Below are 24,937 nucleotides of genomic sequence, written 5' to 3' on the forward strand. Positions count from 1 at the left end.
AAAAAACCGCGAGCAGCCAGGCTGCATCGCGGTTTTTTTAGGGGCAGGGATCAGCGGCGCGGCAGCGCGGCGATCACATCTTCGGCCTGCAGGCCCTTGTCGCGGTTCATCACGGAGAACTCCACGCGCTGGCCTTCCACCAGGACGCGATGGCCTTCGCCACGAATGGCCCGGAAATGCACGAAAATGTCATCGCCGGAGTCGCGGGAGATGAAACCGAACCCTTTGGACGTATTGAACCACTTCACCGTGCCGGTATCGCGGTTGGACATGTCGTAGTTCTGCGCAGCGGCGGCCGGCGACGACTTCTTGTAGAAGCTGACGGCCAGGTGCAGTGCCACGGCTAGCAGTGCCGCACCCAGGCTGAACAGAATGGCCGGTTGACCGCCGATTTCCGGCATGGGTGCCAGCAGGGCCAGGGTTTGCAGGGCAACGGCCAGTACCAGCAGGGCGCTGACCAGGTTTTGCAGTTGGTGACGTGGACCTTTGTTCCAGTAAGGGATGACGGGTGCAAGGGTCAGGTTGAGCAGGCCGAAAAAGGCCAGGTACAGTGCATCGGGGTGTTGCAGGTAAGGTGTGGCTTCGGAACCCAGGCTAGGGATGAAGGACAGCAGCAGGGCAGCTGCGCCCATTAGCAAGTGGACGATTTTCAACATTTTGATTGGCTCACGGTTAAGACAGATCACAAGGAAGAGCGGGTCGGGGACGGTTCGCTTCGAAACAATGAGAGGCGTTGGACACGTACCCGAATCAGCCTATGCGCCACACCCGGGAAAATAAGCGTAGCGACACACTGCCTATTTAACAGTAAAGCTCGGGCCTTCTCAAACCCGTTACGGGCGCGCACCGCGCTGTTCGTCGGCCAGGAAAAACTCGCCGATGCTTGAAGGTGCCAGGCAAACGGCGTTGAATTCCTCGAGGTGTCGGAACCGCCCGCTGCCCCGGCTTGTCGGTTCAGGAGGGCTGGCGATCTGTCGCAGGCCATCGGCGGCCAAAACCACTAGAGTTTGGGGCGTTGTCGAATTCATCACCGTCAGGAGATCAACCAGCATGGCAATTGATATCGGTATCAGTGAAGAAGACCGCAAATCCATCGTCGACGGGCTTTCGCGCCTGCTGTCGGACACTTATGTGCTGTATCTCAAGACCCACAATTTCCACTGGAACGTCACGGGGCCGATGTTTCGCACCCTGCACCTGATGTTCGAGGAGCAATACAACGAGCTGGCCCTGGCGGTGGACCTGATTGCCGAGCGCATCCGCGCCCTGGGTTTCCCGGCTCCGGGGGCCTACTCGGTGTACGCGCGCCTGTCTTCTATTAAGGAAGAGGAAGGCGTGCCTGGCGCCGAAGACATGATCCGGCAACTGGTCGAGGGCCAGGAAGCGGTGACACGTACGGCCCGTGGCATCTTTCCCTTATTGGACAAGGTCAGTGATGAGCCCACCGCCGACCTGCTAACCCAGCGCATGCAAGTTCACGAAAAGACCGCGTGGATGCTGCGCGCGCTGTTGGAAAACTAATAGGGAGCGCGTTGTAATGTCCTGGCGAGGGAGCTTGCTCCCGCTGGGTTGCGAAGCGACCCCCATACCAGACGCTGATTCTTTGGAGGCTGGAAGATTTTGCGCCTGCTGCGCAGTCGAGCGGGAGCAAGCTCCCTCGCCACAGGTGTAGGACGGCGTAATTCGTCGCCTGCCTGCTGTTGGCTTGTCCTACGCCCATGGTCATAAAGTCGTCTGGAACTGGCGATGCCGTTGAGCTTCCATAGAGCCACAGGTGGATTGTTCCAACTGAGAGGCTCGTATGGCAAAGGAGTGTCAACGGTATGATTCAAGGAAAGGAACCGGAGGAGGGTGTGCGTGGACGCTTTCAGTCCATCAGCGTCGATCCGTTCGTCAGGGGGTTCGACATGCAACTGGTGCGTCCCCTGGCCCGATCCATTCGTCTGAACGGGTTCGCCACCTGTCTGCGGCTGGAGCAGGTCTATTGGGATATCCTCGGCGACATGGCCCAGCTCAACAGCTGTTCCATCAGTACGTTGCTGTCCCATGTCGACAGAGAGGTGCACCTGCGCCATGGCGGGGTACGCAATTTCAGCGCGCTGGTGCGTGTTGTATGCGTGGTGCACGGTTTGAAGGAGACCGTGTCGCAGGTGGCGGACTGTCATTGACGGGTAGCTGCCCTGTCGATGACTGAGTCGGACTGCAAACGGCCTGTGCGGTCTTACGGCTGCACAGGCCGCATTTAATGGATATAATCCCGCTCTTTGCCGCAAAGCCCAGCCTTTGCGCGAGTAACCTGATCGCCGAGACAACCCCATGCCGATGTACGACTATCAATGTGCTTCCTGTGGTCATCAGATGGAAGCCATTCAAAAGATCAGCGCGGCACCGCTGGTCGACTGCCCTGCCTGTCAGGCGCCAGAACTGAAAAAGATGCTGTCCATGCCTGGTTTCCGCCTCGGCGGCACAGGCTGGTATGAAACCGACTTCAAGACCGGCGCCAAGAAGAATTTGGCCGGTGGCGACAAAGCAGATTGAGTTGAACACGCGCGAGTGCTTGCACGGGCAGGTCCTCCAACCGAATTTCGAATTACGAGAAGTGAAACCACTACCATGATGCGCAGCCATTATTGCGGCCAACTGAACGAAAGCCTGGAAGGTCAGGAAGTTACTCTTTGCGGATGGGTCCATCGTCGCCGTGACCATGGCGGGGTGATTTTCCTCGATATCCGTGATCGTGAAGGCCTGGCCCAGGTGGTGTTCGATCCGGACCGCGCTGACACCTTCGCCACCGCCGACCGCGTGCGCAGCGAATACGTGGTCAAGATCACCGGCAAGGTGCGCCTGCGTCCGGCCGGTGCTGGCAACGCCAACATGGCGTCCGGCATGATCGAAGTGCTGGGTTACGAGCTGGAAGTGCTCAACGAATCGGAAACCCCGCCGTTCCCACTCAACGAATACTCCGACGTGGGCGAAGAAACCCGCCTGCGCTACCGCTTCATCGACCTGCGTCGCCCGGAGATGGCCGAGAAGCTGCGCCTGCGTTCGCGCATGACCACCAGCATCCGTCGTTACCTGGACGAGAACGGCTTCCTCGATGTCGAGACGCCAATCCTGACCCGCGCCACGCCGGAAGGCGCCCGCGACTACCTGGTGCCGAGCCGTACCCACCCCGGCAGCTTCTTCGCCTTGCCGCAATCGCCACAGCTGTTCAAGCAACTGCTGATGGTGGCCGGGTTCGATCGCTACTACCAGATCGCCAAGTGCTTCCGCGACGAAGACCTGCGTGCCGACCGTCAGCCTGAGTTCACTCAGATCGACATCGAGACCAGCTTCCTCGACGAAAAAGACATCATGGGCCTGACCGAAGGCATGATCCGCAACCTGTTCAAGGAAGTGCTGGGCCTGGAATTCGGCGAGTTCCCGCACATGACCTTCGAAGAGGCCATGCGCCGCTACGGTTCCGACAAGCCGGACCTGCGTAACCCGCTGGAACTGGTGGATGTGGCTGACCAGCTCAAGGAAGTCGAGTTCAAGGTGTTCAGCGGCCCGGCCAACGACCCGAAATGCCGTATCGCGGCCCTGCGCGTTCCTGGCGGGGCCAGCATGCCGCGCAAGCAGATCGACGACTACACCAAGTTCGTCGGCATCTACGGTGCCAAGGGCCTGGCCTACATCAAGGTCAACGAGCGCGCCGCGGGTGTTGACGGCCTGCAATCGCCGATCGTGAAAAACATCCCTGAAGCCAACCTGAACGTGATCCTCGATCGCGTGGGCGCGGTTGACGGCGACATCGTGTTCTTCGGCGCCGACAAGGCCAAGATCGTCAGCGAAGCCTTGGGCGCGCTGCGCATCAAGCTGGGTCACGACCTGAAGCTGCTGACTTGCGAGTGGGCGCCAATGTGGGTCGTCGACTTCCCGATGTTCGAAGAAAACGACGACGGCAGCTTCTCGGCGCTGCACCACCCGTTCACCGCGCCGAAGTGCTCGCCGCAAGAGTTGGAGGCCAACCCGGCCACCGCTCTGTCGCGCGCTTACGACATGGTCCTGAACGGCACCGAGCTGGGTGGCGGTTCGATCCGTATCCATCGCAAGGAAATGCAACAGGCAGTGTTCCGCCTGCTGGGCATCGACGAAGCCGAGCAGGAAGAGAAGTTCGGCTTCCTGCTCGACGCCCTGAAGTACGGTGCACCGCCTCACGGTGGCCTGGCCTTCGGCCTGGACCGCCTGGTGATGCTGATGACCGGCGCCCAGTCGATCCGTGAAGTGATCGCGTTCCCGAAAACCCAGAGCGCGGCCGATGTCATGACCCAGGCGCCGGGTGTGGTGGATGCCAAGGCATTGCGCGAGTTGCACATTCGTCTGCGTGAACAGCCAAAAGCTGAGTAAGGCTGGCACCTGAGAGGGCGCATCTTCGGATGCGCCTTTTCATTGGGGTCGATATTTCTGATTGCCGGCCACTGCGTACGCGCAGGGCGGGCAATGTTCCAAAGAGAAACGGAGCGAGTTATGGCAGGTCATTCCAAGTGGGCGAACATCAAGCACCGCAAAGAACGTCAGGATGCCAAGAGAGGCAAGATCTTCACCAAGTGGATCCGTGAACTGACGGTCGCGGCCCGCCAGGGTGGCGGCGACCCCGGTTCCAACCCGCGCTTGCGCCTGGCCCTGGACAAGGCGCTGGGTGCCAACATGAGCCGCGACATCATCGACCGGGCCATCGCCCGTGGCGCGGGTGCGACCGAGGCCGACAACGTTGAAGAGCTGACCTACGAAGGTTATGGCCCGGGCGGCGTGGCGGTGATGGTCGAATGCATGACCGACAACCGCAACCGTACTGCCGCCGCCGTGCGTCACGCGTTCAGCAAATGCGGTGGCAACCTGGGCACCGATGGTTCGGTGGCCTATCTGTTCGAGCGCAAGGGGCAGATCAGCTTCGCGCCGGGCCTCGATGAAGATGCCCTGACGGAAGCGGCCCTGGAGGCCGATGCCGATGACGTGGTCAGTCATGAAGACGGTTCGTTCGACGTGTTCACGTCGTTCGCCAGCTTCTATGCCGTGCGCAACGCCCTGGAGGCGGCCGGCTTCAAGCCCGCCGACGCAGAGATCGTCATGCAGCCGACCACCAGTGCCGAACTGGACCTGGAAGGGGCCGAGAAGGTGCTCAAGCTGATCGACATGTTGGAAGACCTGGATGACGTGCAGAACGTTTATTCCAATGCCGATATTCCGGAGTCGGTGGCTGAACAGCTGGGCTGACGGGCACTCAAGGCTTGTTTGAAATCATTGTGGCGAGGGAGCTTGCTCCCGCTGGAGTGCGAAGCGCTCCCAAAAAGGTCTGCTGCGCAGCCCAGCGGGAGCAAGCTCCCTCGCCACGGATCCACTGCAAGCCCTTGATGAGCTGTATCCTCTTGTAACCGCATTACCTTTCGCAGGCGCTATGACTTTAATCCTTGGTATCGACCCTGGTTCGCGCATCACCGGCTACGGTGTGGTTCGCGATACCGGGCGCGGCTGCGTGTACGTCGCGTCCGGTTGCATCCGCACCGGGGCGGGTGAACTGCACGAGCGCTTGCAGATCGTTTATCGCGGCGTTCGCGAAGTCATCCAGACCTACGGCCCGGTCACCATGGGCATCGAAAGGGTCTTCATGGCGCGCAACGCCGACTCGGCCTTGAAACTGGGGCAGGCCCGGGGCGCGGCAATCGTTGCTGGCGCCGAGGAAAACCTGGAGATCGCCGAGTACACCGCGACCCAGGTCAAGCAGGCGGTCGTCGGAACCGGGGCGGCGAACAAGGAGCAGGTGCAAATGATGGTGATGCACCTGTTGAAACTGGTCAGCAAGCCGCAGATCGATGCCTCGGACGCCCTGGCCATTGCCATTTGCCATGCCCATACCCGTTCCAGCCTGTTGCCTCACGGCCTGGGAACCGCACGCAGTCGTGGCGGGCGCCTGCGTCTCTGATAGCATCAGCGCAATCTTTCGTGAGCCCGAGCATCTTGCGCCTGTGTCGTCGGCCTTCCTGCCCGGGCTGTTACTCGCCAGCCGGCAGGCTGGCCAACACCCAAGGATCTGAAACGTGATTGGACGCTTGCGCGGCACCCTGGCTGAAAAACAGCCGCCGCACCTGATTCTGGATGTAAACGGCCTGGGCTATGAGCTGGAAGTGCCCATGACCACGCTGTATCGCTTGCCGTCGGTCGGCGAGCCGCTGACCCTGCACACCCATTTGGTCGTGCGCGAGGATGCGCAGTTACTCTATGGCTTCGTCGGCAAGCGCGAGCGGGATTTCTTCCGCGAACTGATCCGTCTCAATGGCGTCGGCCCGAAACTGGCCCTGGCCTTGATGTCGAGCCTGGAAGTCGATGAATTGGTGCGTTGTGTGCAGTCCCAGGACACCTCGGCCCTGACCAAGGTGCCGGGTGTGGGCAAGAAAACCGCCGAGCGCCTGCTGGTCGAACTCAAGGACCGCTTCAAGGCCTGGGAGGCGGTGCCGGCGATGTTCGCCCTGGTGCCGAACCAGCCGGATGCGCCTGCGCCTGCGGTCAGCGCCGAAAACGATGCAGTCACCGCGCTGATCTCCCTGGGCTACAAGCCGCAGGAAGCCAGCAAGGCGATTTCCGCTATCAAGGAAAAAGGCCTGAGCACTGAAGACATGATTCGTCGTGCCCTGAAGGGAATGATTTAAGTGATTGAAGCTGACCGCCTGATCGCCGCCACGGGCGCGCCCCGTGACCGCGAGGAAATCCAGGACCGCGCGATTCGTCCTGTCAGCCTGGCCGACTACATCGGTCAACCGACCGTGCGCGAGCAGATGGAGTTGTTCATCCAGGCCGCCCGTGGGCGCAGCGAGTCGCTGGACCACACCTTGATCTTCGGCCCGCCGGGCCTGGGCAAGACCACCCTGGCCAACATCATTGCCCAGGAAATGGGCGTCTCGATCAAGAGCACGTCCGGGCCGGTCCTCGAGCGGCCGGGTGACCTGGCGGCGCTGCTGACCAACCTTGAGCCCCATGATGTGCTGTTCATCGACGAAATCCATCGGCTGTCGCCGATCGTCGAGGAAGTGTTGTACCCGGCCATGGAAGACTTCCAGCTCGACATCATGATCGGCGAAGGGCCGGCGGCACGCTCCATCAAGTTGGACCTGCCGCCCTTCACCCTGGTGGGCGCCACCACTCGCGCAGGCATGCTGACCAACCCGTTGCGCGACCGCTTCGGTATCGTCCAGCGCCTGGAGTTCTACAACAACGCCGACCTGGCGACGATTGTCAGCCGCTCGGCGGGCATCCTCGGGTTGCCGTTGGACCCGGACGGTGCGTATGAGATCGCCCGGCGTGCCCGGGGCACGCCGCGGATCGCCAACCGCCTGCTGCGCCGGGTCCGGGATTTTGCCGAAGTCCGGGCCAAGGGCCACATCACCAAGCCGATTGCCGACCTGGCGTTGAACCTGCTGGACATCGACGAGCGTGGTTTCGACCACCAGGACCGGCGCCTGCTGCTGACCATGATCGAGAAGTTCGACGGTGGCCCGGTGGGCGTGGACAGCCTGGCCGCGGCCATCAGCGAAGAGCGCCACACCATTGAAGATGTGCTGGAACCGTACCTGATCCAGCAGGGCTACATCATGCGTACCCCTCGCGGGCGCGTGGTGACCCGTCATGCTTATCTGCATTTTGGTTTAAACATCCCGACACGAATGGGTGAGATGCCGGTGGTAGACGAATTCCTCGATGCCGTGGACGATTGAACGAGCTCTGTACGCCGACTTTTTTCCAGTTCGTGCTGTCCCAGACGACGCCTGGAGCGTCAATGCGTTCGAGAATGAAAAAACAGTTGCCTGGCCGATTGGCAACCTGAGGAGTAAGCACTAGAGTATGCGCGCGCAAAACGGGCTGGAGTCGTTCGCACATCGCTGTCGCGTTTATTACGAGGACACCGATGCTGGCGGCATCGTCTACTACGTCAATTACCTCAAGTTTATGGAACGGGCTCGAACCGAACGGCTGCGGGAACTGGGTTTTGCCCAATCCGCGCTGGCAGGGGAGGACCTGTTATTCGTCGTGCATTCCAGCGAAGCGCGCTACCACGCGCCGGCGCGACTGGACGACGAGTTGCTGGTAAGTGCCGATGTCATCGAATTGAACCGTGTCAGCCTGCGTTTCAAGCAGCAGGTCAGGCGGGCTACGGATAACGTGCTGCTCTGTGAAGGGCAGTTTTTGGTGGCCTGTGTGCGCACCCATAGTTTGAAACCCCGGGCCATTCCCGAAGCTCTACGTGCGGCCTTTGCCGGCGTGAGCGGCGCGGGTACACACTCAGAGCAGGAGATAAAGCGTGGAAGCTAACGTCGTCGACCATTCCTCCATGTGGAGCCTGGTCAGCAATGCCAGCGTCGTGGTGCAACTGGTAATGCTGACCCTGGTAGCCGCATCGGTGACCTCATGGATCATGATCTTTCAGCGCAGCAACATGCTGCGCGCCGGTCGTCGTGCCCTGGAGAGCTTCGAGGAGCGTTTCTGGTCCGGCATCGACCTGTCCAAGCTCTATCGCCAGGCCGGTAGCAACCCTGACCCGGACTCGGGCGTCGAGCAGATCTTCCGTGCCGGCTTCAAGGAGTTCTCTCGCCTGCGCCAGCAGCCGGGCGTCGACCCTGAGGCGGTGATGGAAGGTGTGGCCCGTGCCATGCGCGTCGCCATTTCCCGCGAGGAAGAGAAGCTCGAACAGGGCCTGTCGTTCCTGGCCACCGTTGGTTCGGTCAGCCCGTACATCGGTCTGTTCGGTACCGTGTGGGGGATCATGAACTCCTTCCGTGGCCTGGCTTCCGCCCAGCAAGCGACCCTCGCCACCGTGGCCCCGGGTATCGCCGAGGCACTGATCGCCACCGCCATCGGTCTGTTCGCGGCCATCCCGGCCGTTATCGCCTACAACCGCTTCGCTGCCCGCAGCGAAATGCTGACCGGCCGTTACTACACCTTCGCCGATGAATTCCAGGCGATCCTGCACCGTAAAGTGCACACCAGCGAAGAATAAGCAGGTATTTCCCAATGGCTTTAATCGCTCGAGCCCGAAAAAAGCGCAAGCCGGTCGCCGAGATGAACGTGGTGCCCTACATCGACGTGATGTTGGTGCTGCTGGTCATCTTCATGGTGACCGCGCCGATGCTCAATCAGGGCGTGAAGGTCGATCTGCCCAAGGTTTCCAGCGAAGCCTTGCCGCAGGACAACAACACCCAGGTCCTGACCATTTCGATCAAGGCTGACAAGACCTACTACTGGAACCTTGGCAGCGAAGTGGACACCGAGAAGCAGCAGGACCGGGCCATGACGTTGCCGCAGATGACCGATGCGGTGACCAAGATCATTCGTGTCGGCAACGATGCCGGCAAGCGCACGCAAGTCTTCATTCGCGGCGACAAGACCGTCGACTACGGTGCCGTGATGGGGGCCATGGGCGGCCTGCAGAAAGCCGGGGTCGGTAATGTTGGCTTGATCACTGAGGCGCCCTGATGCAGCAACAGCGAGAGCCGTCCGCCTCGGAAAGCTACTTCTGGCCCAGTGTCCTGGCCATCGGCCTGCATGTGCTGGTGTTCGGCATGCTGTTCGTCAGTTTTGCCATGACTCCGGAGTTGCCACCGGCCAAGCCGATCGTGCAGGCGACGTTGTACCAGCTCAAGTCGAAAAGCCAGGCGACGACCCAGACGAACCAGAAGCTTGCCGGTGAGGCGAAGAAGTCCGCCGCGCGCCAGACTGAAGTCGAGCAAATGGAACAGAAGAAGGTCGAGCAGGAAGCGATAAAGGCCGCGGAACAAAAGAAAGAGGAAGCGGCTCAAAAGGCCGAGGAAGCCAAGAAGGCCGATGAGGCGAAAAAAGCGGACGAGGCGAAAAAGGCTGACGAAGCCAAGAAAGCCGACGAAGCGAAGAAAGCCGAGGCCAAAAAGGCAGAAGAGAAACAATTGGCTGATATAGCCAAGAAGAAAGCCGAAGAAGAAGCCAAGAAAGCCGCTGAAGAAGAGGCCAAGAAAGCGGCCGCTGAAGAAGCGAAGAAAAAGATCGTCGAGGACGCGAAGAAAAAAGCCGCCGAAGACGCCAAGAAGAAAGCTGAAGCTGAAGAGGCGAAAAAGAAAGTCGCCGAAGACGCGAAGAAGAAAGCCGCCGCCGACGCCGCCAAGAAAAAGGCCCAGGACGCAGCGCGTAAATCCGCCGAAGACAAAAAGGCCCAGGCCTTGGCAGATTTGCTTTCCGACACGCCGGAGCGCCAGCAGGCATTGGCTGATGAGCAGGGCGATGAAGTCGCCGGCAGCTACGATGACTTGATTCGCGCACGAGCGGCAGAAGGCTGGGCTCGTCCACCTTCGGCGCGCAAAGGCATGACGGTCGTATTGCAAATCGGCATGTTGCCCGACGGTACGGTTACCTCGGTCAGCGTCGCCAAGTCCAGTGGTGACGGTCCGTTCGACGCTTCGGCGGTCGCAGCGGTCAAGAACATTGGGCGATTGACGGAAATGCAAGGAATGAAACCGAGCGACTTTGCTCCCTATCGTTCATTCAAGATGACATTCACACCTGAGGATCTAGCCTTGTGAGAAACCTTCTTCGATCAATGCTGGTCGTTATCTGCTGCCTGGCAGGGATAGCGGTAGCAGAGGAAAAGAACATCCTGGTCACCAGCGGCAGCGACCGGGCGACCCCGATTGCCGTCGTACCGTTCGGCTGGCAGGGCGGTAACGTCCTGCCGGACGACATGGCGGAAATCATCGGCAACGACCTGCGCAACTCGGGTTACTACGCGCCGATTCCGAAGCAGAACATGATCAGCCTGCCAACCCAGGCCAGCGAAGTCATCTACCGTGACTGGAAGGCCCTGGGCGCCCAGTACATCATGGTCGGCAGCATCGTTCCGGCTGGCGGTCGCCTGCAGGTGCAGTACGCCCTGTTCAACGTCGCCACCGAACAGCAAGTGCTGACCGGCAGCGTGTCGGGCAGCGTCGATCAATTGCGTGACATGGCGCACTACATCGCCGACCAGTCGTTCGAGAAACTTACCGGCATCAAGGGCGCGTTCTCCACTCGCATGCTCTACGTGACGGCCGAGCGCTTCTCCGAGAACAACACCCGCTACACCCTGCAGCGCTCCGACTATGACGGCGCCCGTGCGGTGACTCTGCTGCAATCGCGCGAGCCGATCCTGTCGCCGCGCTTTGCCCCCGATGGCAAGCGCATCGCCTATGTCTCGTTCGAGCAGAAGCGTCCGCGCATTTTCGTGCAGCACATCGACACCGGTCGTCGTGAGCAGATCACCAACTTCGAAGGCCTGAACGGTGCGCCAGCCTGGTCGCCGGACGGCTCGCGGCTGGCGTTCGTACTGTCCAAGGACGGCAACCCGGACATCTACGTGATGAACCTGGCTTCGCGTTCGATTTCCCGTGTCACCAACGGCCCGGGCATCAACACCGAACCGTTCTGGGGCAAGGATGGCTCGACCATCTACTTCACCTCCGACCGTGGCGGCAAGCCACAGATCTACAAGACCAGTGCGGGTGGCGGCGGTGCCGAACGCGTGACGTTCGTCGGTAACTACAACGCCAACCCGAAGCTGTCGGCAGATGAAAAGACCCTGGTGATGATCCATCGCCAGGATGGTTTCACTAATTTCAAGGTGGCGGCCCAGGATTTGCAGCGCGGTAGCGTAAAAATCCTCACTGATAGCACTCTGGACGAGTCACCCACTGTTGCGCCCAACGGCACCATGGTAATCTACGCCACCCGCCAGCAGGGCCGGGGAGTCTTGATGCTCGTGTCCATTAATGGACGCGTGAGGCTCCCGCTTCCTACCGCTCAAGGCGAAGTCAGAGAACCGTCCTGGTCCCCTTACCTGAACTGACGCGGCGCTATACGTTTTACTTAACACACTGGGGTTCATTAGGAGTTTCACGATGGAAATGCTGAAGTTTGGTAAATTTGCTGCGCTGGCTCTGGCCATGGCTGTAGCTGTAGGTTGCTCGTCCAAAGGCGGCGACAATGCCGGTGAAGGCGCTGTTGATCCAAACGCTGGTTACGGCGCTAACACCGGTGCAGTTGACGGCTCCCTGAGCGAAGAAGCTGCTCTGCGCGCAATCACCACCTTCTACTTCGAATACGACAGCTCGGACCTGAAGCCAGAAGCCATGCGCGCTCTGGACGTTCACGCCAAGGACCTGAAAGCAAACGGCGCTCGCGTTGTTCTGGAAGGCAACACCGACGAACGTGGTACTCGTGAGTACAACATGGCACTGGGCGAGCGTCGTGCGAAAGCCGTTCAGCGCTACCTGGTACTGCAAGGTGTTTCCCCAGCTCAGCTGGAACTGGTTTCCTACGGCGAAGAGCGTCCAGTTGCTACCGGCAACGACGAGCAGTCCTGGGCTCAAAACCGTCGCGTCGAACTGCGTAAGTAATTCGTCATGCGAACGTGCCGTCGTGCTGTAACTGTTCTGGCTCTCAGCCTTGCGCCGCTTGCGGCGTGGGCTGCGGTTCCTGTGGTCGATAACGATGCCGGCTATAACAATAGCGGGAGTAGCTATCCGCCTGCGGGTTACGGTACGAACGGCGCCTATGCCGGGGGAGGGGTTTCGGCCCCTGTCTCGGCACAGGGCCAGCTGTTCAACCAACTGCAGCAAATGCAGGATCAGATCTCGCGCCAACAGGGTGTGATCGAAGAACTGCAAAATGATATTTCGCGCATGAAGCAGGAAAACCTGGAGCGATACCAGGATCTTGATCGGCGCATAGGAACCGGCGTTGCACCTGCACCTGCCGCGACTCCTGAGAATTCTCCTGCCGGTGGCGACTTGAACGCCCCCGGCGCAGCCGCAGGCGCGGGGGCAGCCGCTCCCGCAGCACCTGCCGCCGGTGGCGAGCCGGCTGATCCGGCGAAGGAAAAGCTCTATTACGATGCTGCCTTCGACTTGATCAAGGCCAAGGATTTCGACAAGGCCAGCCAGGCTTTTGCCGCTTTCCTGCGCAAATACCCAAACAGCCAGTACGCGGGCAATGCCCAATACTGGTTGGGCGAAGTGAACCTGGCCAAAGGCGACCTGCAAGGTGCCGGCCAGGCATTCGCCAAGGTTTCGCAACTGTATCCCAAGCACGCCAAGGTGCCGGATTCGCTGTACAAGCTGGCTGATGTAGAGCGCCGCCTCGGTCACACCGACAAGGTAAAAGGCATTCTGCAGCAGGTGGTGGCCCAATATCCGGGGACATCCGCCGCCCAGTTGGCCCAGCGCGATCTGCAACGCATGTAAGCTGGCTTGACCTGTTTTGAAGAAACCCGCGCCTGTCGCGGGTTTTTTCGTTAGAATTCACGCCCTTTTTATGAAACACGCTTTTTGGGATCTGCGCGTTGGCGGGGTTCCTTGAAGTGCCTGACGGAGGCGGACAGCCTGTTTAGCTGTTACGCCCGTGGCGACTATGCAAGACACATTGAGAATCACCGAAGTTTTTCACTCTTTGCAGGGTGAAACGCGGACGGCTGGGCTGCCCACAGTATTTGTGCGCCTCACCGGTTGCCCGCTACGTTGCCAATACTGCGACAGTGCCTACGCGTTCAGCGGCGGCACCGTGCGAACCCTCGACGATATCCTTGAGCAAGTGGCCGGTTATCGTCCGCGTTATGTCTGCGTCACGGGCGGTGAGCCCTTGGCGCAACCCAACGCCATCCTCTTGCTCAAGCAGTTGTGTGATGCCGGTTACGAGGTTTCCCTGGAAACCAGCGGCGCCCTGGATATCTCGGCCGTCGACCCGCGCGTCAGCCGCGTCGTGGACCTGAAGACTCCAGGCTCCAAGGAAGCGCACCGTAACCGTTACGAGAATATCGAGTTGCTGACCCCTAACGATCAGGTCAAATTCGTGATCTGTTCACGGGAAGATTACGACTGGGCCGTGTCCAAGCTGATCCAGTACGGGCTCGACCAACGGGCCGGCGAAGTGTTGTTGTCGCCGAGCCATCACGATTTGAGCGCTCGGGACCTGGCGGACTGGGTGGTGGCGGATAACCTGCCGGTGCGCCTGCAACTGCAGCTGCATAAATATCTTTGGAACGACGAGCCGGGGCGCTGATATGACTGAACATTCGAACATTGCCGAAAAACGTGCGGTCATCCTGTTGTCCGGCGGCCTGGATTCGGCCACCGTCGTGGCCATGGCCCGTGCCGAGGGTTACCGCTGCTACACCATGAGTTTCGATTATGGTCAGCGCCACCGCGCAGAACTGCACGCGGCCGAGCGAGTGGCCCGGGACCTGGGCGTGGTGGAACACAAAGTGATCGGCCTGAACCTCAACGGCATTGGTGGCTCGGCCTTGACCGACAGCTCCATCGACGTGCCGGAGGCGCCTAGCGGAGGCATCCCGGTGACCTATGTGCCGGCGCGTAACACCGTATTCCTGTCCTTGGCATTGGGCTGGGCCGAAGTGCTGGGCGCCCGTGATATTTTCATCGGCGTCAATGCTGTGGATTACTCCGGTTACCCGGATTGCCGCCCGGAGTTCGTCGAAGCCTTCGAGCGCATGGCGAACCTGGCGACCAAGGCCGGCGTAGAAGGGCAGGGTTTCCGCATCCAGGCACCGTTGCAGAATCTCAGCAAGGCCGACATCGTCAAGGCCGGTGTGAAGCTTGGCGTGGACTATGGGCTCACTGTTTCCTGCTATCAGGCCGACGATCAGGGCCGTGCTTGCGGCAAGTGCGACAGCTGCCGCCTGCGCGCAGAAGGCTTTGCCGCGGCGGGTGTGAGCGATCCAACCCGTTATTTTTGATTTATTTCAAATTAGGTGTTGAATAGTCCTTAGAAATCAGTATTATACGCGCCACCACACAGCGGGTCGTTAGCTCAGTTGGTAGAGCAGTTGGCTTTTAACCAATTGGTCGTAGGTTCGAATCCCACACGACCCACCATTTTTTGCAGTTTTAAAAGTCTGGAAGGCCCACGAAAGTGAGGATTTCCGGATTTTTTTTTGCCTGGAATTAAGTGTCCTCCCGCCCAAGGGCAGGGAGTCAGCAGTCCTGTCGTGGAGCCGTCGCCATGCTCACGACTGCCAGGGCCTTCAGCCCTTTTTCTCGCCCGACGCGGAGCGATGAGCGCCAGAAACCAGCGCTTCCCATGCGAGCCAACGTCCTGCCTGGATCTGCCATGAGGGCACCCGGCAAGCCCATTCTTTCTGTGGTTTCCTGGCGAATACCGGTAACCGAGGTTTGCGCACAACCTTGCTATTGAGCGTGCTGACACAGAACTTCGAGTAGTTTTTCAGCTCTTTGAGTTCAAGTGACAGCATGTCTTTTGGGCACAGTAACAGTACGTCCCCAAAGGAATACAACTGGAACGCCTCGACTTCTATTTTTTGCGCAGCAACCTGACGTGTTTTCCACATGGTGGCGCTCAGGTCTTGCAGTTTTATCTCTTCTGGCAAGGCGTATCGCTCCGCCGTTTGTTGGCGAACCGATAAGCCTCCTGCTGCGATGTAGGTGATCTGGCTCAAACTGCCCGGCGAAAGCAATGTGAAGGCGCAGAAGGCCAGGATCATTGCGATCAGGCCATTGAAGGTCCGCCTGTAGATGTCCCCCTTGAAACAATGAAATATGACGACCGGTAGCAGGGTGAAGATGAGTGTCAGCCAGGACAGACCCGCCACGTAGGGGACGGTGTCAGGTGTTTCCCTCTCCATATATGAACGTATCGTCAGCAGGATTGGAAAGGCGGCGAAGAGCACGGTGACGAATATGGAGATCGAGAGCAGGGTGACGAGCCAGAACTCTTTGCGAGCCCGTACCCACGCCTGTAGCCGCTGCCATTTTTCTTTTAGCCAGCGCCACGCTGGCGTCGTCTTGTTTTTGAGTGCCTGCAAACAGGTGAGCCATTTTTGCAGCCAGGCCTTCCGGGGGCGGGCAGGTTTATGTTGCTGCAGCTTTTTCCGCTTTATTTGTTGATGGGCTGCCAGGCGTTTCAAGCGGGCTCGCTCCAGCCTGGCTTGGACAAGTGTGCTTTTCCTGATGACTCTTTTGAACGGCGTGAATGCGTACATGAGAAAGCACGCAACGAAGACGATCAGGAGCAATGCCGCGAATATCGTCCAGGCGTTCAATGTGGACAGGAAAAAGGTGGCCCAGATGAACGCGCTAAATCCCACAACCGTGGGGAACACCAGATAGAAAACAATCTTCGATTGGTTGTCCTTCATGTTTGAAAAAAGCGAAACCGAGCAGCCGAACATCCACGTTGTCGCCCCCAAGATGAACAAATACGACAGCATCAGCAGCAGGACCAGCACGACCCAGACCAACAGTGCAGACTTCACATCGATGGACGGCATGAACAGATCGATTCGTCCAATCGTCCGGGTATAAAGGTACAACGTGACGAACCCAAGCCCTGTCGCGAGTAGGCCTAACGTGACGGTGATCTGGGTCCAATAGGAAAGAATGCGTTTGACGGTGTGCTTGAGCACTTCAGCGAAGGTTCTGTCAGGAATGACGGACAAGGCGTAGCTCCCTTACGAGGTAAAAATCCTGGTAGGTATAGTAACGCCAAGTCGCACCAGCTAAATCTTCAACCTAGCAAGTCCTCCTACTGGAAATTCAGCGGATGTGCTGTCCGTAATGTTTCGGGTCCAGGCGCAATACCATCACCATCATCAACGCCATGACCGCAGTGAGCGACCACCAGGCCCACTCAAAACTCCCCAACTGGTCGCGGATCATCCCGGCAATCAATGGCGAGAGGCCGGCGATGAGATAGCCGACACCCTGCACGAACGCGGTAAGGCCACCGGCCCGGCGTGGGTTGTCCAGGTGGTCGAGGGATACGATCAGGCTCATGGGGAATAGGCCGCCGATACCCAGCCCCAGCAGGCAGGCCCAGAGCAGGCTGAAGCGTTCCGGACTGAGGATCAGGCCGCAGAAGCCGCCGATGATCAGGGCCAGCAGGACGCTCAGGACCAGGCGTTTATCCCGGCTGCGGTTGGCAATAGCCGGAGTGACCAGGCCGGATAACACTTCCATTGCCGTGAGGAACCCCAGCAGCAGGCCAGCGTGCTGTTCGCTCCAGCCCTTTTCCACGTAGTACGGCGCCAGCCAGGCCAGCACGCAGGTGTAGGAAGCAGTGCCCAGGCCAAAGAAAATCGCCAGGAGCCAGGCCCGGGCGTTGCGGGAAAACGCTTCGTGATGCCGGGACGCTGCTTCGGGCAAGGGCGTGATGTTCGAACGCTGGACGTACCAGCAGCCCAGGGCGACCAGCGCCAACAATGCCCAGATCGCCAGGCCGACGCGCCAACTGCCGGTCTGCGTCAGGACAAAGGGTGAAAACGATGCGGCAATCGCCGCCCCGCCCATGATGGAGGTGACGTACAAGCCCATGAACAGCGAGACGTTGTCGGCGAAGCGTGACTTGATCAGTGCCGGCATCACCGCCTGGATCAAGGCGATCCCAAGCCCGGCGACGATCGCACTGGCGATCAACCCGGCGGCGCTGTCCAGGTACAAGCGCGAGGCCGTGGCGACGCCAATGATCAACAGCGACAGCACGATGGTGCGGTGTTCTCCGATGCGTAGGGCGATGCGCATGCCCAGGAACATCGCCAGGCCCATCGCCATGACGGGCAACATGGTCAGCAGCGAGGCGGTACTGAAACTCAAGGGCACCTCGCCGCGAATGGCCGACAACAAAGGCCCGACCGCCGCCATTGAGGGTCGCAGGTTCAGCGCCACCAAGACGATGCTGACCATCAGCCAGATGGCGTGGGTGGTTGAGGTTCGAATGTTTTCCATGGAGCCGCCTTTGCTGGACAAAAGGGCATTTAGGCTGGGGCGGCCTGTCATGGGCAAACTGAAAACTGGCAGGGTGTATCGAAAAATTAAATACGGCACGCAATCAGTGAAGGGATCAGAGTTTTTGTGTGGCGAGGGAGCTTGCTCCCGCTGGGGCGCGTAGCGGCCCCTTGCGGTGTGTCCGGCAAACCAGGGGGCTGCTTCGCAACCCAGCGGGAGCAAGCTCCCTCGCCACACAATAGTCGTTCACAACCTCCTATTCCATCGCCGGGCTCAGCGTCCCCAGCCACGCCACCAATCCCAGAATGATCACCGCCACACAGAACTCCAGCACCATGCTGCGCCGCAGGGCATTCACCGCAACGCCGTGCTCGCCGGTCTGTCGGGCCTGTTCCAGCAATGGGCTCAGATGAAAGCGGTTCAGCGCGGCGAACACCAACATGGCCGCGAACAAGATCAGCTTGAGCGCCAGTAACTGACCATAAGTGCTGTCCAGCAGCCCTTCGACATTCGGGCCGACGATAAACAGATAATTCACCACCCCCGTCACGCTGATGACCACCACGATCACCGCTCCGGCGGTTTCAAACCCGGTCAACGTCCGGGCCAGTACCGCCAGCCGAGGTTCGGCCTGGCGCAGCAGCAGGGCAAACGCGGCCAAGGCCCCGACCCAGCCACCCGCCGCCCACAGGTGCAGGAAGTCGGTGATGAAGTGCCAGTTGCGGCGCTCACCTTCGTCCATGGCGCCATGCCCGGCCCAGGCCAGCGTCGCCAACGCCACGGCGCCGCCCAGCATGACCAGCCATAGGCTGAGGGTCGGCCAACGTCCATTGAGCGTCGCGGCGACACCGGCCAACAGCAGCGCCGCTATCCGCAGTGTCCAACTCGAGCCGACGTCGGTCTCCAACACCATCATTTCAATGTGCGGCCACAGTTCGGCCCAGTCTGAAACACCGCTCATGGCCCAGGCCATGCACGCCATGGCGGCGAAGGACAGCAGTCCGCCCAGCACCGCCGTGGTCACTAGCAGCGGTGTGAAAGGCAACTGCGCGCCCGACGCCCGCTCCTGGCCTCGCAGGCTATAGAGCCCGAACGCGGCCAGGCCGAACAACAACATCAGATCCAAATACAGGGCAAACCGCAGGGCGATGTTGATCGAGTCGCTCATCAACTCACTTCACCTTGAACGTGACGTTACCGGTGATCGGGTGAGTGTCGGACGACACCGCGCGCCACTGGACCTGATAGGTGCCGGCGCTGAGGGGACCATTCGGGACAATGACCATGGTTTTCGGGTCATCGCTGCCGGAGACCTTGGCTGGCATGGGCATGGGCGAATGCGCCGCCATGCCGGGCATCTCGGTCATCATCAGCTTGGCACCGGAAAACTTGGTCATCAGGTTTTCGGAAAAGTGCAGCTCGATCTTTGCCGGTGCCGCACCCTCGGCGCCCTCGGCCGGGGTAGAGGACAGCAGCTTCGGATGGGCCTGGGCCAAGCCGCTGATCAACAGGCCAGTGGACAGGGCGACAACAGCAACAGCGTTTTTGAGCAATGACATGCAAGGACTCCTACAACGTGGTTTTTTAATTTTGGGTGAAACAGCTCAGCGGGTCAGAACCACATGCGCAGCCCCAATACCAGGCGGGCTTCGCTGCGATCTTCACCTTCTGCGCGGGCGTAGTCGGCGGTGTTGCCGTAGGTCCGGTTCCAGGTGACGCCAACGTATGGCGCGAATTCGCGGCGTATTTCATAACGTAGCCGTACGCCGAGTTCGGTGTCCGACAGCCCTGAGCCGACACCGCGGGCGGGGTCGTTCTTGCCATAGAAGTTGACCTCGGCGGTGGGCTGCAGGATCAACCGATTGGTCAGCAGGATGTCGTAGTCGCCTTCCAGCCGCGCCGCGCTCTGGCCACCTTCGCCGATGAACGCGGTGGCTTCGGCTTCGAAGTTGTACAGCGCCATGCCTTGCACGCCGAAGGCGGCCCAGGTTTGCGCATCGCCCGGCTTGAAGTCCTGGCGTACGCCGGCCACCAGGTCCCACCAAGGACTGATGGCGTGGCCCCACAGGGCCTGAAGTTCCGCCTCGTCGGTCTTGCCGTTGAGGCGTTCACCTTCGGAGCGCAGCCACAAACGGTCGATGTCGCCACCGATCCAGCCGGAGGCATCCCAGCTCAGGGCGCTGCCGTCATCGGCGTCTTGCCACTCCAGCTGGTCGATGAGGAAAAACGAATTGATTGCGCTGTCATGCACCGCGTGTCCGCCATGATCCTCGTAGACGGCGGCGCGATCAGCGGCTGTCAGTTCCGGGATCGGCGTGCGGCTGGTGGTCGGCGCTGATTGCATGGGCTCCATGCCCTGCATCGAGTCCATGCCTTGCATTGAATCCATACCTTGCATCTGGCTATGGTCCATCCCGGGCATCTGGCTGTGATCCATGCCTTGCATGTCGTTGCCCGCCGCCCAGGCCGAGGTGGTGGCGCCGAGGGAGAGGCTGGCAATGAGTGCCATGGGGTATTGAAAAAAAGTGGTCATGGTCGGCTCCTCATTCCTGCACCCGAACTTCACGGAACATCCCCATCTCCATGTGAAACAGCAGATGACAGTGGTACGCCCAGCGCCCGAGGGCATCGGCGGTGACGCGGTAGCTGCGCTTGGCGCCCGGTGGCACGTCGATGGTGTGCTTGCGCACCATGAACTGGCCGTTCTCGTCCTCCAGATCGCTCCACATGCCGTGCAGGTGGATGGGGTGGGTCATCATGGTGTCGTTGATCAGCACGATGCGCAGTCGCTCGCCGTACTTGAGCAGCAGCGGCGCGGCGTCGGAAAATTTCACGCCGTTGAACGACCAGACGAATTTCTCCATGTGCCCGGTCAGGTGCAGCTCGATCGTACGGCCCGGCTCGCGACCGTCGGGGTCGGGGAAGGTGCTGCGCAGGTCTGAGTAGGTCAGCACTTTGCGGCCGTTGTCGCGCAGCCCCATGCCCGGGTCGTCGAGCTTGGGCTTGACGCTCATGGCCTGCATGTCGACCAGGGGGTTGTCTTTCTCGGTGTCGGGGTGCGACAGCATGCCGTCCATGCCTTGCATGGCACCGTGATCCATACCGGCCATGTCGCCCATCCCCTGCATCTGGCTATGATCCATGCCTTGCATCTGGCTGTCGTCCATCCCGGCCATGCCCTGCATCGAGCCGTGGTCCATGCCGCTCATTTGCCCCATGTCGCCCATGCTGCCGTGGTCCATGCCACCCATGCCCATGTCGTCCATGGTCACCAGTGGCCGCGGGTCCAGGGGCGGCACCGGTGCCGACAACCCGGCCCTGGCCGCGAGAGTGCCGCGGGCATAGCCGGTGCGGTCCATGGACTGGGCGAACAGGGTGTAGGCCTCCTGGGTCGGTTCGACGATGACGTCATAGGTTTCGGCCACGGCGATCCGAAACTCATCGACACTCACCGGTTTGACGTATTGGCCGTCGGACGCCACCACCGTCATCTTCAAGCCGGGAATGCGCACGTCGAAATAGCTCATGGCCGAGCCGTTGATAAAGCGCAGGCGAAGACGCTCGCCAGGCTTGAACAGGCCGGTCCAGTTCATGTCCGGCGCCTGGCCGTTCATGAGGTAGGTGTAGGTGGCGCCACTGACATCGGCCAGGTCAGTGGGATTCATCTTCATCTCGGCCCACATCTTGCGATCGGCCACAGTGCTGGCCCAGCCGTTCTTGCCCACATCGTCAATGAAGTCGCCGACGGTGCGTTTGTTGTAGTTGTAGTAGTCCGACTGTTTCTTGAGCTTGCGAAGGATGTTGCCGGGGTCTTCATCGGTCCAGTCGGTGAGCATCACCACATAGTCCCGTTCGTACTGGAAGGGCTCCGGTTCCCTGGCGTCGATCACCAGCGGGCCGTAGACCCCGGATTGTTCCTGGAAGCCAGAATGGCTGTGGTACCAGTAGGTGCCGTTTTGCCGGACCTTGAACTGATACACGTACATGCCGTCGGGTTCGATGCCCTTGAAACTCAACCCCGGAACACCGTCCATGTTGGCTGGCAGCAGGATGCCGTGCCAGTGGATGGAGGTTGTCTCCTTCAAGCGATTGCGCACCCGCAGGGTGACGGTGTCGCCTTCACGCCAGCGCAGCAGCGGGCCGGGAATGCCGCCGTTGATGGTCTGGGCGGTACGTGGGTTGCCGGTGAAGTTGATCGGGCTTTCGCCGATGAACAGATCGAACTCGGTGCCGCTCAGAACGTTGGGTTGGCCAGGGCTGGTGACCGCCCAGACAGGCGCGCGCCACAAGCCCAGGCCACCGAGGATGCCGCCGGCAGTCAGGCCCTTTACGAAGGTTCGCCGGGAAGTTTTTGTTTGCATGCGATGGAAGTCCGTCAGTCGATTCGCAGCGAGCACTGGGGCATTGCCCAGTGCCGGTGTGAACAGAAGATGACATAAGCCGGCTGGGCAGGTGATTACATTTCAGTCAGCTTGAGGGAGGCGCTTATCCACTGGCATGAACGGACTTTTGTGGCGAGGGAGCTTGCTCCCGCTGGGTTGCGAAGCAGCCCCAAAAAGGCTGGGTACAACGCACCTTGCGCGTCAAATGATGGATTTTGGGGCCGCTGCGCGCCCCAGCGGGAGCAAGCTCCCTCGCCACGGAGGGCCGCGTCCGGCCCCGGGACCTGGGCACAGGTCAGAATGATCTTTTGCATCGGTGGGATATTCTGTAGCCTTGCCGGCTTCATGCAGTCCCGTGCCTGATTGATACCCACTTTCCCGGCGGTACCCGAGTGGTCCGGAGCCGGGTGTATACTCGACTTTCGCGCTAAACGCGCTTGCAGGTCTTGCGAACATGACGCAAATTTCCGAACGCCTTCTGGTCCAGGCCCACCTCGACGCCAAGCAGCCCAAGCCGCTGAGCGCCGAGCAAGAGGCCTGGTACCGCGCCGCCATCGCCGCCGAGCTCAAGGCTCAGGACGCGGTGCTGGTCGCGCACTTCTACTGCGACCCGATCATCCAGGCCCTGGCCGAAGAGACCGGTGGTTGCGTGTCCGACTCCCTGGAAATGGCCCGCTTCGGCAATGCCCACCCGGCCAAGACCGTGGTGGTGGCGGGGGTCAAGTTCATGGGCGAGACCGCCAAGATCCTCAACCCCGAAAAACGTGTGCTGATGCCCACCCTGGAAGCCACCTGCTCCCTGGACCTGGGCTGCCCGGTGGACGAGTTCTCGGCGTTCTGCGACCAGCATCCGGAGCGCACCGTGGTGGTGTATGCCAACACCTCGGCGGCAGTGAAGGCCCGGGCCGACTGGGTGGTGACGTCCAGTTGCGCGCTGGAAATCGTCGAGAGCCTGATGGACAACGGCGAGACGATCATCTGGGGCCCGGACAAGCACCTGGGCACTTACATCCAGCGCAAGACCGGCGCCGACATGCTGCTCTGGGACGGTGCCTGTATCGTCCACGAAGAGTTCAAGTCCAAGCAGTTGGAGGACATGAAGGCGCTGTACCCGGACGCCGCGATCCTGGTGCACCCGGAGTCGCCGACGTCGGTGATCGAACTGGCGGATGCCGTGGGTTCCACCAGCCAATTGATCGCTGCGGCCCAGACCCTGCCGAACAAGACGCTGATCGTCGCCACCGACCGGGGTATTTTCTACAAAATGCAGCAGCTGTGCCCGGACAAAGTCTTCATCGAAGCCCCGACCGCCGGCAACGGCGCGGCGTGCCGCAGTTGCGCGCACTGCCCGTGGATGGCGATGAACACCCTGGAACGCACGCTCAAGAGCTTGCAGGAGGGTGCCAACGAGATCTTCGTCGACCCGGCGCTGATCCCCCAGGCGATTCGTCCGCTCAAGCGCATGCTGGACTTCACCCAGGCGGCGCGAATGAAGCTGGCGGGGAATGCCTGATTGTTGGGAGGCTTGAGATTTTCGAAGGTCTTGAGGCTTATAGAGGGGCTTGAAGCTTGGGAAGGTCTTGAGGCCTATGAGGCTTTTTGTGGCGAGGGAGCTTGCTCCCGCTGGGCTGCGAAGCAGCCCCTCTTGTCAGCACCCGATATCTTCAGATAGATCGCACAAGCCTCTTACGACTGCTTCGCAGCCGAGCGGGAGCAAGCTCCCTCGCCACGGGGTCTGGTGGTGGCTTTACTTGGTCTTCTTGGGAATCCGCACCAGCTGCGTATCCGAGTAGATGTCATGCCAACTGCGCTTGCGCTTGTCGAACAGCGCCCAGATAAAGCCCAGCCCCACCAGCAGCAATGACGCAATCGATACCACGAACCGCAACAGCGCCTGCCACAGGCTGATGGCCGTGCCATCGGCGTTCTGTACGCGGATGCACCACACCTGCATGCCCAGGGTCTGGCCATTGTGGGTCCAGAACTTGGCGAAGAAGCCGAACAGCACGAACAGCAGCACGGTGGACAGCAACGGGTCGCCGTCCAGTGCGCCAGCTTCGGTCAGGGCACGCATTTTTTCTTCACCGATGATCGCCATCTGGATCATCTTGTAGGCGCCGCTGGTAACGATCAGCAGCGCCGTGCACAGCAAAAAGTCATAGAACATTGCCGCCAGGCGACGGCCCAGGCCGGCGGGGGGGAAGTCGCCCTGGGGCGTGAGCAGGTGTTTGGGCATGACGGTCTCGGACGAAAAAGAAGCCATTTTACGGATTTACGCCCATAAAAAAGCCCCTGATATCAATCAGGGGCTTTTTAGTTCGCGAAAGCCTTAGGCTTCGGCTTGAACCTCGTCAGCCTGCATGCCTTTCTGGCCTTGCACAGCAACGAAAGTGACTTTCTGGCCTTCTTTCAGGCTCTTGAAGCCGTTGCCCTGGATGGCGCGGAAATGCACGAACAGGTCCGGACCGCTTTCAGGCGTGATAAAACCAAAACCCTTCTCGTCGTTGAACCACTTGACGGTACCGCTCTGACGTTGAGACATTTTCTTATTTCCTTTGACGCTAAAATTGATGACAGCCTCTTTCGCATGAAAGAGTACTGGGCTGGGTTGCAGGAAAGTAAGAGACGTCGAACGGGATGTAGCAAACTTCATAAGCTACTGCCCAGGTCACGATTCCAAGCGACCCATGCAAACACAGTGACCAAACTCTACGCCAACTACGAATGAAAAAACAACCCCCCGGGGAAGCCCGTATTTGCTCAGCTTGC

Annotated in this window: 28 protein-coding genes and 1 tRNA gene; 19 read left to right on the forward strand and 10 right to left on the reverse strand. The window is 60.3% G+C overall.

The window, feature by feature from the left end; genetic code table 11:
* Nucleotides 1–50 precede the first annotated feature (50 nt).
* Both BLT00_RS32335 and BLT00_RS10380 read right to left on the reverse strand, forming a co-directional pair.
* Nucleotides 51–656, reverse strand: coding sequence for a cold-shock protein (locus tag BLT00_RS32335; protein ID WP_003205048.1), 606 nt, complete (start codon nucleotides 654–656; stop codon nucleotides 51–53).
* 177 nt (nucleotides 657–833) lie between these two features.
* The gene (locus BLT00_RS10380; RefSeq protein ID WP_063324609.1) at nucleotides 834–1,052 is read right to left on the reverse strand and encodes a hypothetical protein; all 219 of its coding nucleotides are present in this window, start codon (nucleotides 1,050–1,052) and stop codon (nucleotides 834–836) included.
* On the opposite strand from BLT00_RS10380, the gene BLT00_RS10385 reads away from it, so the two are divergent.
* The 18 genes from BLT00_RS10385 to BLT00_RS10470 all read left to right on the forward strand — a co-directional run bounded on the left by BLT00_RS10385 (nucleotide 1,051) and on the right by BLT00_RS10470 (nucleotide 14,921).
* Nucleotides 1,051–1,521 carry a Dps family protein gene (locus BLT00_RS10385; protein WP_092145112.1) on the forward strand — a complete coding sequence of 157 codons (471 nt, stop codon included), beginning with the start codon at nucleotides 1,051–1,053 and terminating at the stop codon, nucleotides 1,519–1,521. The two genes, BLT00_RS10380 and BLT00_RS10385, sit on opposite strands and share 2 nt — an antisense overlap.
* A gap of 302 nt (nucleotides 1,522–1,823) precedes the next feature.
* The gene (locus tag BLT00_RS10390) at nucleotides 1,824–2,168 is read left to right on the forward strand and encodes a ribbon-helix-helix domain-containing protein (RefSeq protein ID WP_063324611.1); all 345 of its coding nucleotides are present in this window, start codon (nucleotides 1,824–1,826) and stop codon (nucleotides 2,166–2,168) included.
* A gap of 148 nt (nucleotides 2,169–2,316) precedes the next feature.
* Nucleotides 2,317–2,538, forward strand: a complete 222-nt coding sequence (locus BLT00_RS10395; protein WP_003178589.1) for an FmdB family zinc ribbon protein — start codon at nucleotides 2,317–2,319, stop codon at nucleotides 2,536–2,538.
* Nucleotides 2,539–2,613: 75 nt separating this feature from the next.
* Nucleotides 2,614–4,389: an aspartate--tRNA ligase gene (aspS, locus tag BLT00_RS10400; protein WP_092145114.1), complete on the forward strand. Its 1,776-nt coding sequence runs from the start codon at nucleotides 2,614–2,616 to the stop codon at nucleotides 4,387–4,389.
* Nucleotides 4,390–4,509: 120 nt separating this feature from the next.
* Nucleotides 4,510–5,256, forward strand: coding sequence for a YebC/PmpR family DNA-binding transcriptional regulator (locus BLT00_RS10405; protein WP_018614256.1), 747 nt, complete (start codon nucleotides 4,510–4,512; stop codon nucleotides 5,254–5,256).
* A 181-nt stretch (nucleotides 5,257–5,437) separates the two neighbouring features.
* Nucleotides 5,438–5,962, forward strand: a complete 525-nt coding sequence (gene ruvC, locus BLT00_RS10410) for a crossover junction endodeoxyribonuclease RuvC (protein ID WP_014339919.1) — start codon at nucleotides 5,438–5,440, stop codon at nucleotides 5,960–5,962.
* Nucleotides 5,963–6,077: 115 nt separating this feature from the next.
* Complete coding sequence (gene ruvA, locus BLT00_RS10415; RefSeq protein ID WP_058542614.1) at nucleotides 6,078–6,686, forward strand: Holliday junction branch migration protein RuvA; 609 nt, start codon at nucleotides 6,078–6,080, stop codon at nucleotides 6,684–6,686.
* Nucleotides 6,687–7,748 carry a Holliday junction branch migration DNA helicase RuvB gene (ruvB, locus tag BLT00_RS10420; RefSeq protein WP_003178599.1) on the forward strand — a complete coding sequence of 354 codons (1,062 nt, stop codon included), beginning with the start codon at nucleotides 6,687–6,689 and terminating at the stop codon, nucleotides 7,746–7,748.
* 127 nt (nucleotides 7,749–7,875) lie between these two features.
* A complete protein-coding gene (gene ybgC / locus BLT00_RS10425; protein ID WP_025215227.1) occupies nucleotides 7,876–8,343 on the forward strand; it encodes a tol-pal system-associated acyl-CoA thioesterase in 468 nt (155 codons plus the stop codon).
* On the forward strand, nucleotides 8,333–9,028 hold the full coding sequence (tolQ, locus tag BLT00_RS10430) for a protein TolQ (RefSeq protein ID WP_014339916.1): 696 nt from the start codon (nucleotides 8,333–8,335) through the stop codon (nucleotides 9,026–9,028). The genes ybgC and tolQ overlap by 11 nt, the downstream gene beginning before the upstream one ends.
* 23 nt (nucleotides 9,029–9,051) lie before the next feature.
* Nucleotides 9,052–9,504, forward strand: coding sequence for a protein TolR (gene tolR / locus BLT00_RS10435; protein ID WP_161798348.1), 453 nt, complete (start codon nucleotides 9,052–9,054; stop codon nucleotides 9,502–9,504).
* On the forward strand, nucleotides 9,504–10,580 hold the full coding sequence (gene tolA, locus BLT00_RS10440; RefSeq protein ID WP_092145116.1) for a cell envelope integrity protein TolA: 1,077 nt from the start codon (nucleotides 9,504–9,506) through the stop codon (nucleotides 10,578–10,580). Before tolR ends, tolA begins: the two co-directional genes overlap by 1 nt.
* Entirely contained in the window at nucleotides 10,577–11,878 is a 1,302-nt protein-coding gene (gene tolB / locus BLT00_RS10445) for a Tol-Pal system beta propeller repeat protein TolB (protein ID WP_063324614.1), read from the forward strand. Before tolA ends, tolB begins: the two co-directional genes overlap by 4 nt.
* A 52-nt stretch (nucleotides 11,879–11,930) precedes the next feature.
* Nucleotides 11,931–12,428, forward strand: coding sequence for a peptidoglycan-associated lipoprotein Pal (gene pal / locus BLT00_RS10450; protein ID WP_003178634.1), 498 nt, complete (start codon nucleotides 11,931–11,933; stop codon nucleotides 12,426–12,428).
* Between the two features lie 6 nt (nucleotides 12,429–12,434).
* A complete protein-coding gene (gene ybgF / locus BLT00_RS10455) occupies nucleotides 12,435–13,274 on the forward strand; it encodes a tol-pal system protein YbgF (RefSeq protein WP_063324615.1) in 840 nt (279 codons plus the stop codon).
* A gap of 166 nt (nucleotides 13,275–13,440) precedes the next feature.
* A complete protein-coding gene (queE, locus tag BLT00_RS10460; protein ID WP_092145118.1) occupies nucleotides 13,441–14,088 on the forward strand; it encodes a 7-carboxy-7-deazaguanine synthase QueE in 648 nt (215 codons plus the stop codon).
* A 19-nt stretch (nucleotides 14,089–14,107) separates the two neighbouring features.
* Nucleotides 14,108–14,782 (forward strand): 7-cyano-7-deazaguanine synthase QueC, encoded by a 675-nt coding sequence (gene queC / locus BLT00_RS10465; RefSeq protein ID WP_175456224.1) that lies wholly within the window; start codon nucleotides 14,108–14,110, stop codon nucleotides 14,780–14,782.
* Between the two features lie 63 nt (nucleotides 14,783–14,845).
* Nucleotides 14,846–14,921, forward strand: a tRNA-Lys gene (locus BLT00_RS10470).
* Between the two features lie 149 nt (nucleotides 14,922–15,070).
* Here BLT00_RS10470 and BLT00_RS10475 read toward each other — a convergent pair.
* The 6 genes from BLT00_RS10475 to BLT00_RS10500 all read right to left on the reverse strand — a co-directional run bounded on the left by BLT00_RS10475 (nucleotide 15,071) and on the right by BLT00_RS10500 (nucleotide 22,147).
* Nucleotides 15,071–16,501, reverse strand: a complete 1,431-nt coding sequence (locus tag BLT00_RS10475) for a hypothetical protein (RefSeq protein ID WP_092145122.1) — start codon at nucleotides 16,499–16,501, stop codon at nucleotides 15,071–15,073.
* 97 nt (nucleotides 16,502–16,598) lie between these two features.
* On the reverse strand, nucleotides 16,599–17,786 hold the full coding sequence (locus BLT00_RS10480) for a cyanate transporter (RefSeq protein ID WP_092145124.1): 1,188 nt from the start codon (nucleotides 17,784–17,786) through the stop codon (nucleotides 16,599–16,601).
* A 256-nt stretch (nucleotides 17,787–18,042) separates the two neighbouring features.
* Nucleotides 18,043–18,954, reverse strand: coding sequence for a copper homeostasis membrane protein CopD (copD, locus tag BLT00_RS10485; protein WP_092145126.1), 912 nt, complete (start codon nucleotides 18,952–18,954; stop codon nucleotides 18,043–18,045).
* Nucleotides 18,955–18,958: 4 nt separating this feature from the next.
* A complete protein-coding gene (copC, locus tag BLT00_RS10490) occupies nucleotides 18,959–19,345 on the reverse strand; it encodes a copper homeostasis periplasmic binding protein CopC (protein ID WP_063324621.1) in 387 nt (128 codons plus the stop codon).
* Between the two features lie 53 nt (nucleotides 19,346–19,398).
* The gene (locus BLT00_RS10495; protein ID WP_092145128.1) at nucleotides 19,399–20,319 is read right to left on the reverse strand and encodes a copper resistance protein B; all 921 of its coding nucleotides are present in this window, start codon (nucleotides 20,317–20,319) and stop codon (nucleotides 19,399–19,401) included.
* Nucleotides 20,320–20,329: 10 nt separating this feature from the next.
* On the reverse strand, nucleotides 20,330–22,147 hold the full coding sequence (locus tag BLT00_RS10500) for a copper resistance system multicopper oxidase (RefSeq protein ID WP_092145130.1): 1,818 nt from the start codon (nucleotides 22,145–22,147) through the stop codon (nucleotides 20,330–20,332).
* 475 nt (nucleotides 22,148–22,622) lie between these two features.
* Here BLT00_RS10500 and nadA point away from each other — a divergent pair, with 475 nt between their 5' ends.
* Nucleotides 22,623–23,681: a quinolinate synthase NadA gene (gene nadA / locus BLT00_RS10510; RefSeq protein ID WP_063324624.1), complete on the forward strand. Its 1,059-nt coding sequence runs from the start codon at nucleotides 22,623–22,625 to the stop codon at nucleotides 23,679–23,681.
* 234 nt (nucleotides 23,682–23,915) lie between these two features.
* On the opposite strand, the gene BLT00_RS10515 is transcribed toward nadA, so the two are convergent.
* Nucleotides 23,916–24,404 (reverse strand): RDD family protein, encoded by a 489-nt coding sequence (locus BLT00_RS10515; RefSeq protein ID WP_014339905.1) that lies wholly within the window; start codon nucleotides 24,402–24,404, stop codon nucleotides 23,916–23,918.
* 93 nt (nucleotides 24,405–24,497) lie between these two features.
* Nucleotides 24,498–24,710, reverse strand: coding sequence for a cold-shock protein (locus tag BLT00_RS10520; RefSeq protein ID WP_003175786.1), 213 nt, complete (start codon nucleotides 24,708–24,710; stop codon nucleotides 24,498–24,500).
* Nucleotides 24,711–24,937 lie beyond the last annotated feature (227 nt).

This window comes from Pseudomonas sp. NFACC51 (assembly GCF_900103575.1).
GTDB lineage: Bacteria > Pseudomonadota > Gammaproteobacteria > Pseudomonadales > Pseudomonadaceae > Aquipseudomonas > Aquipseudomonas fluorescens_Q.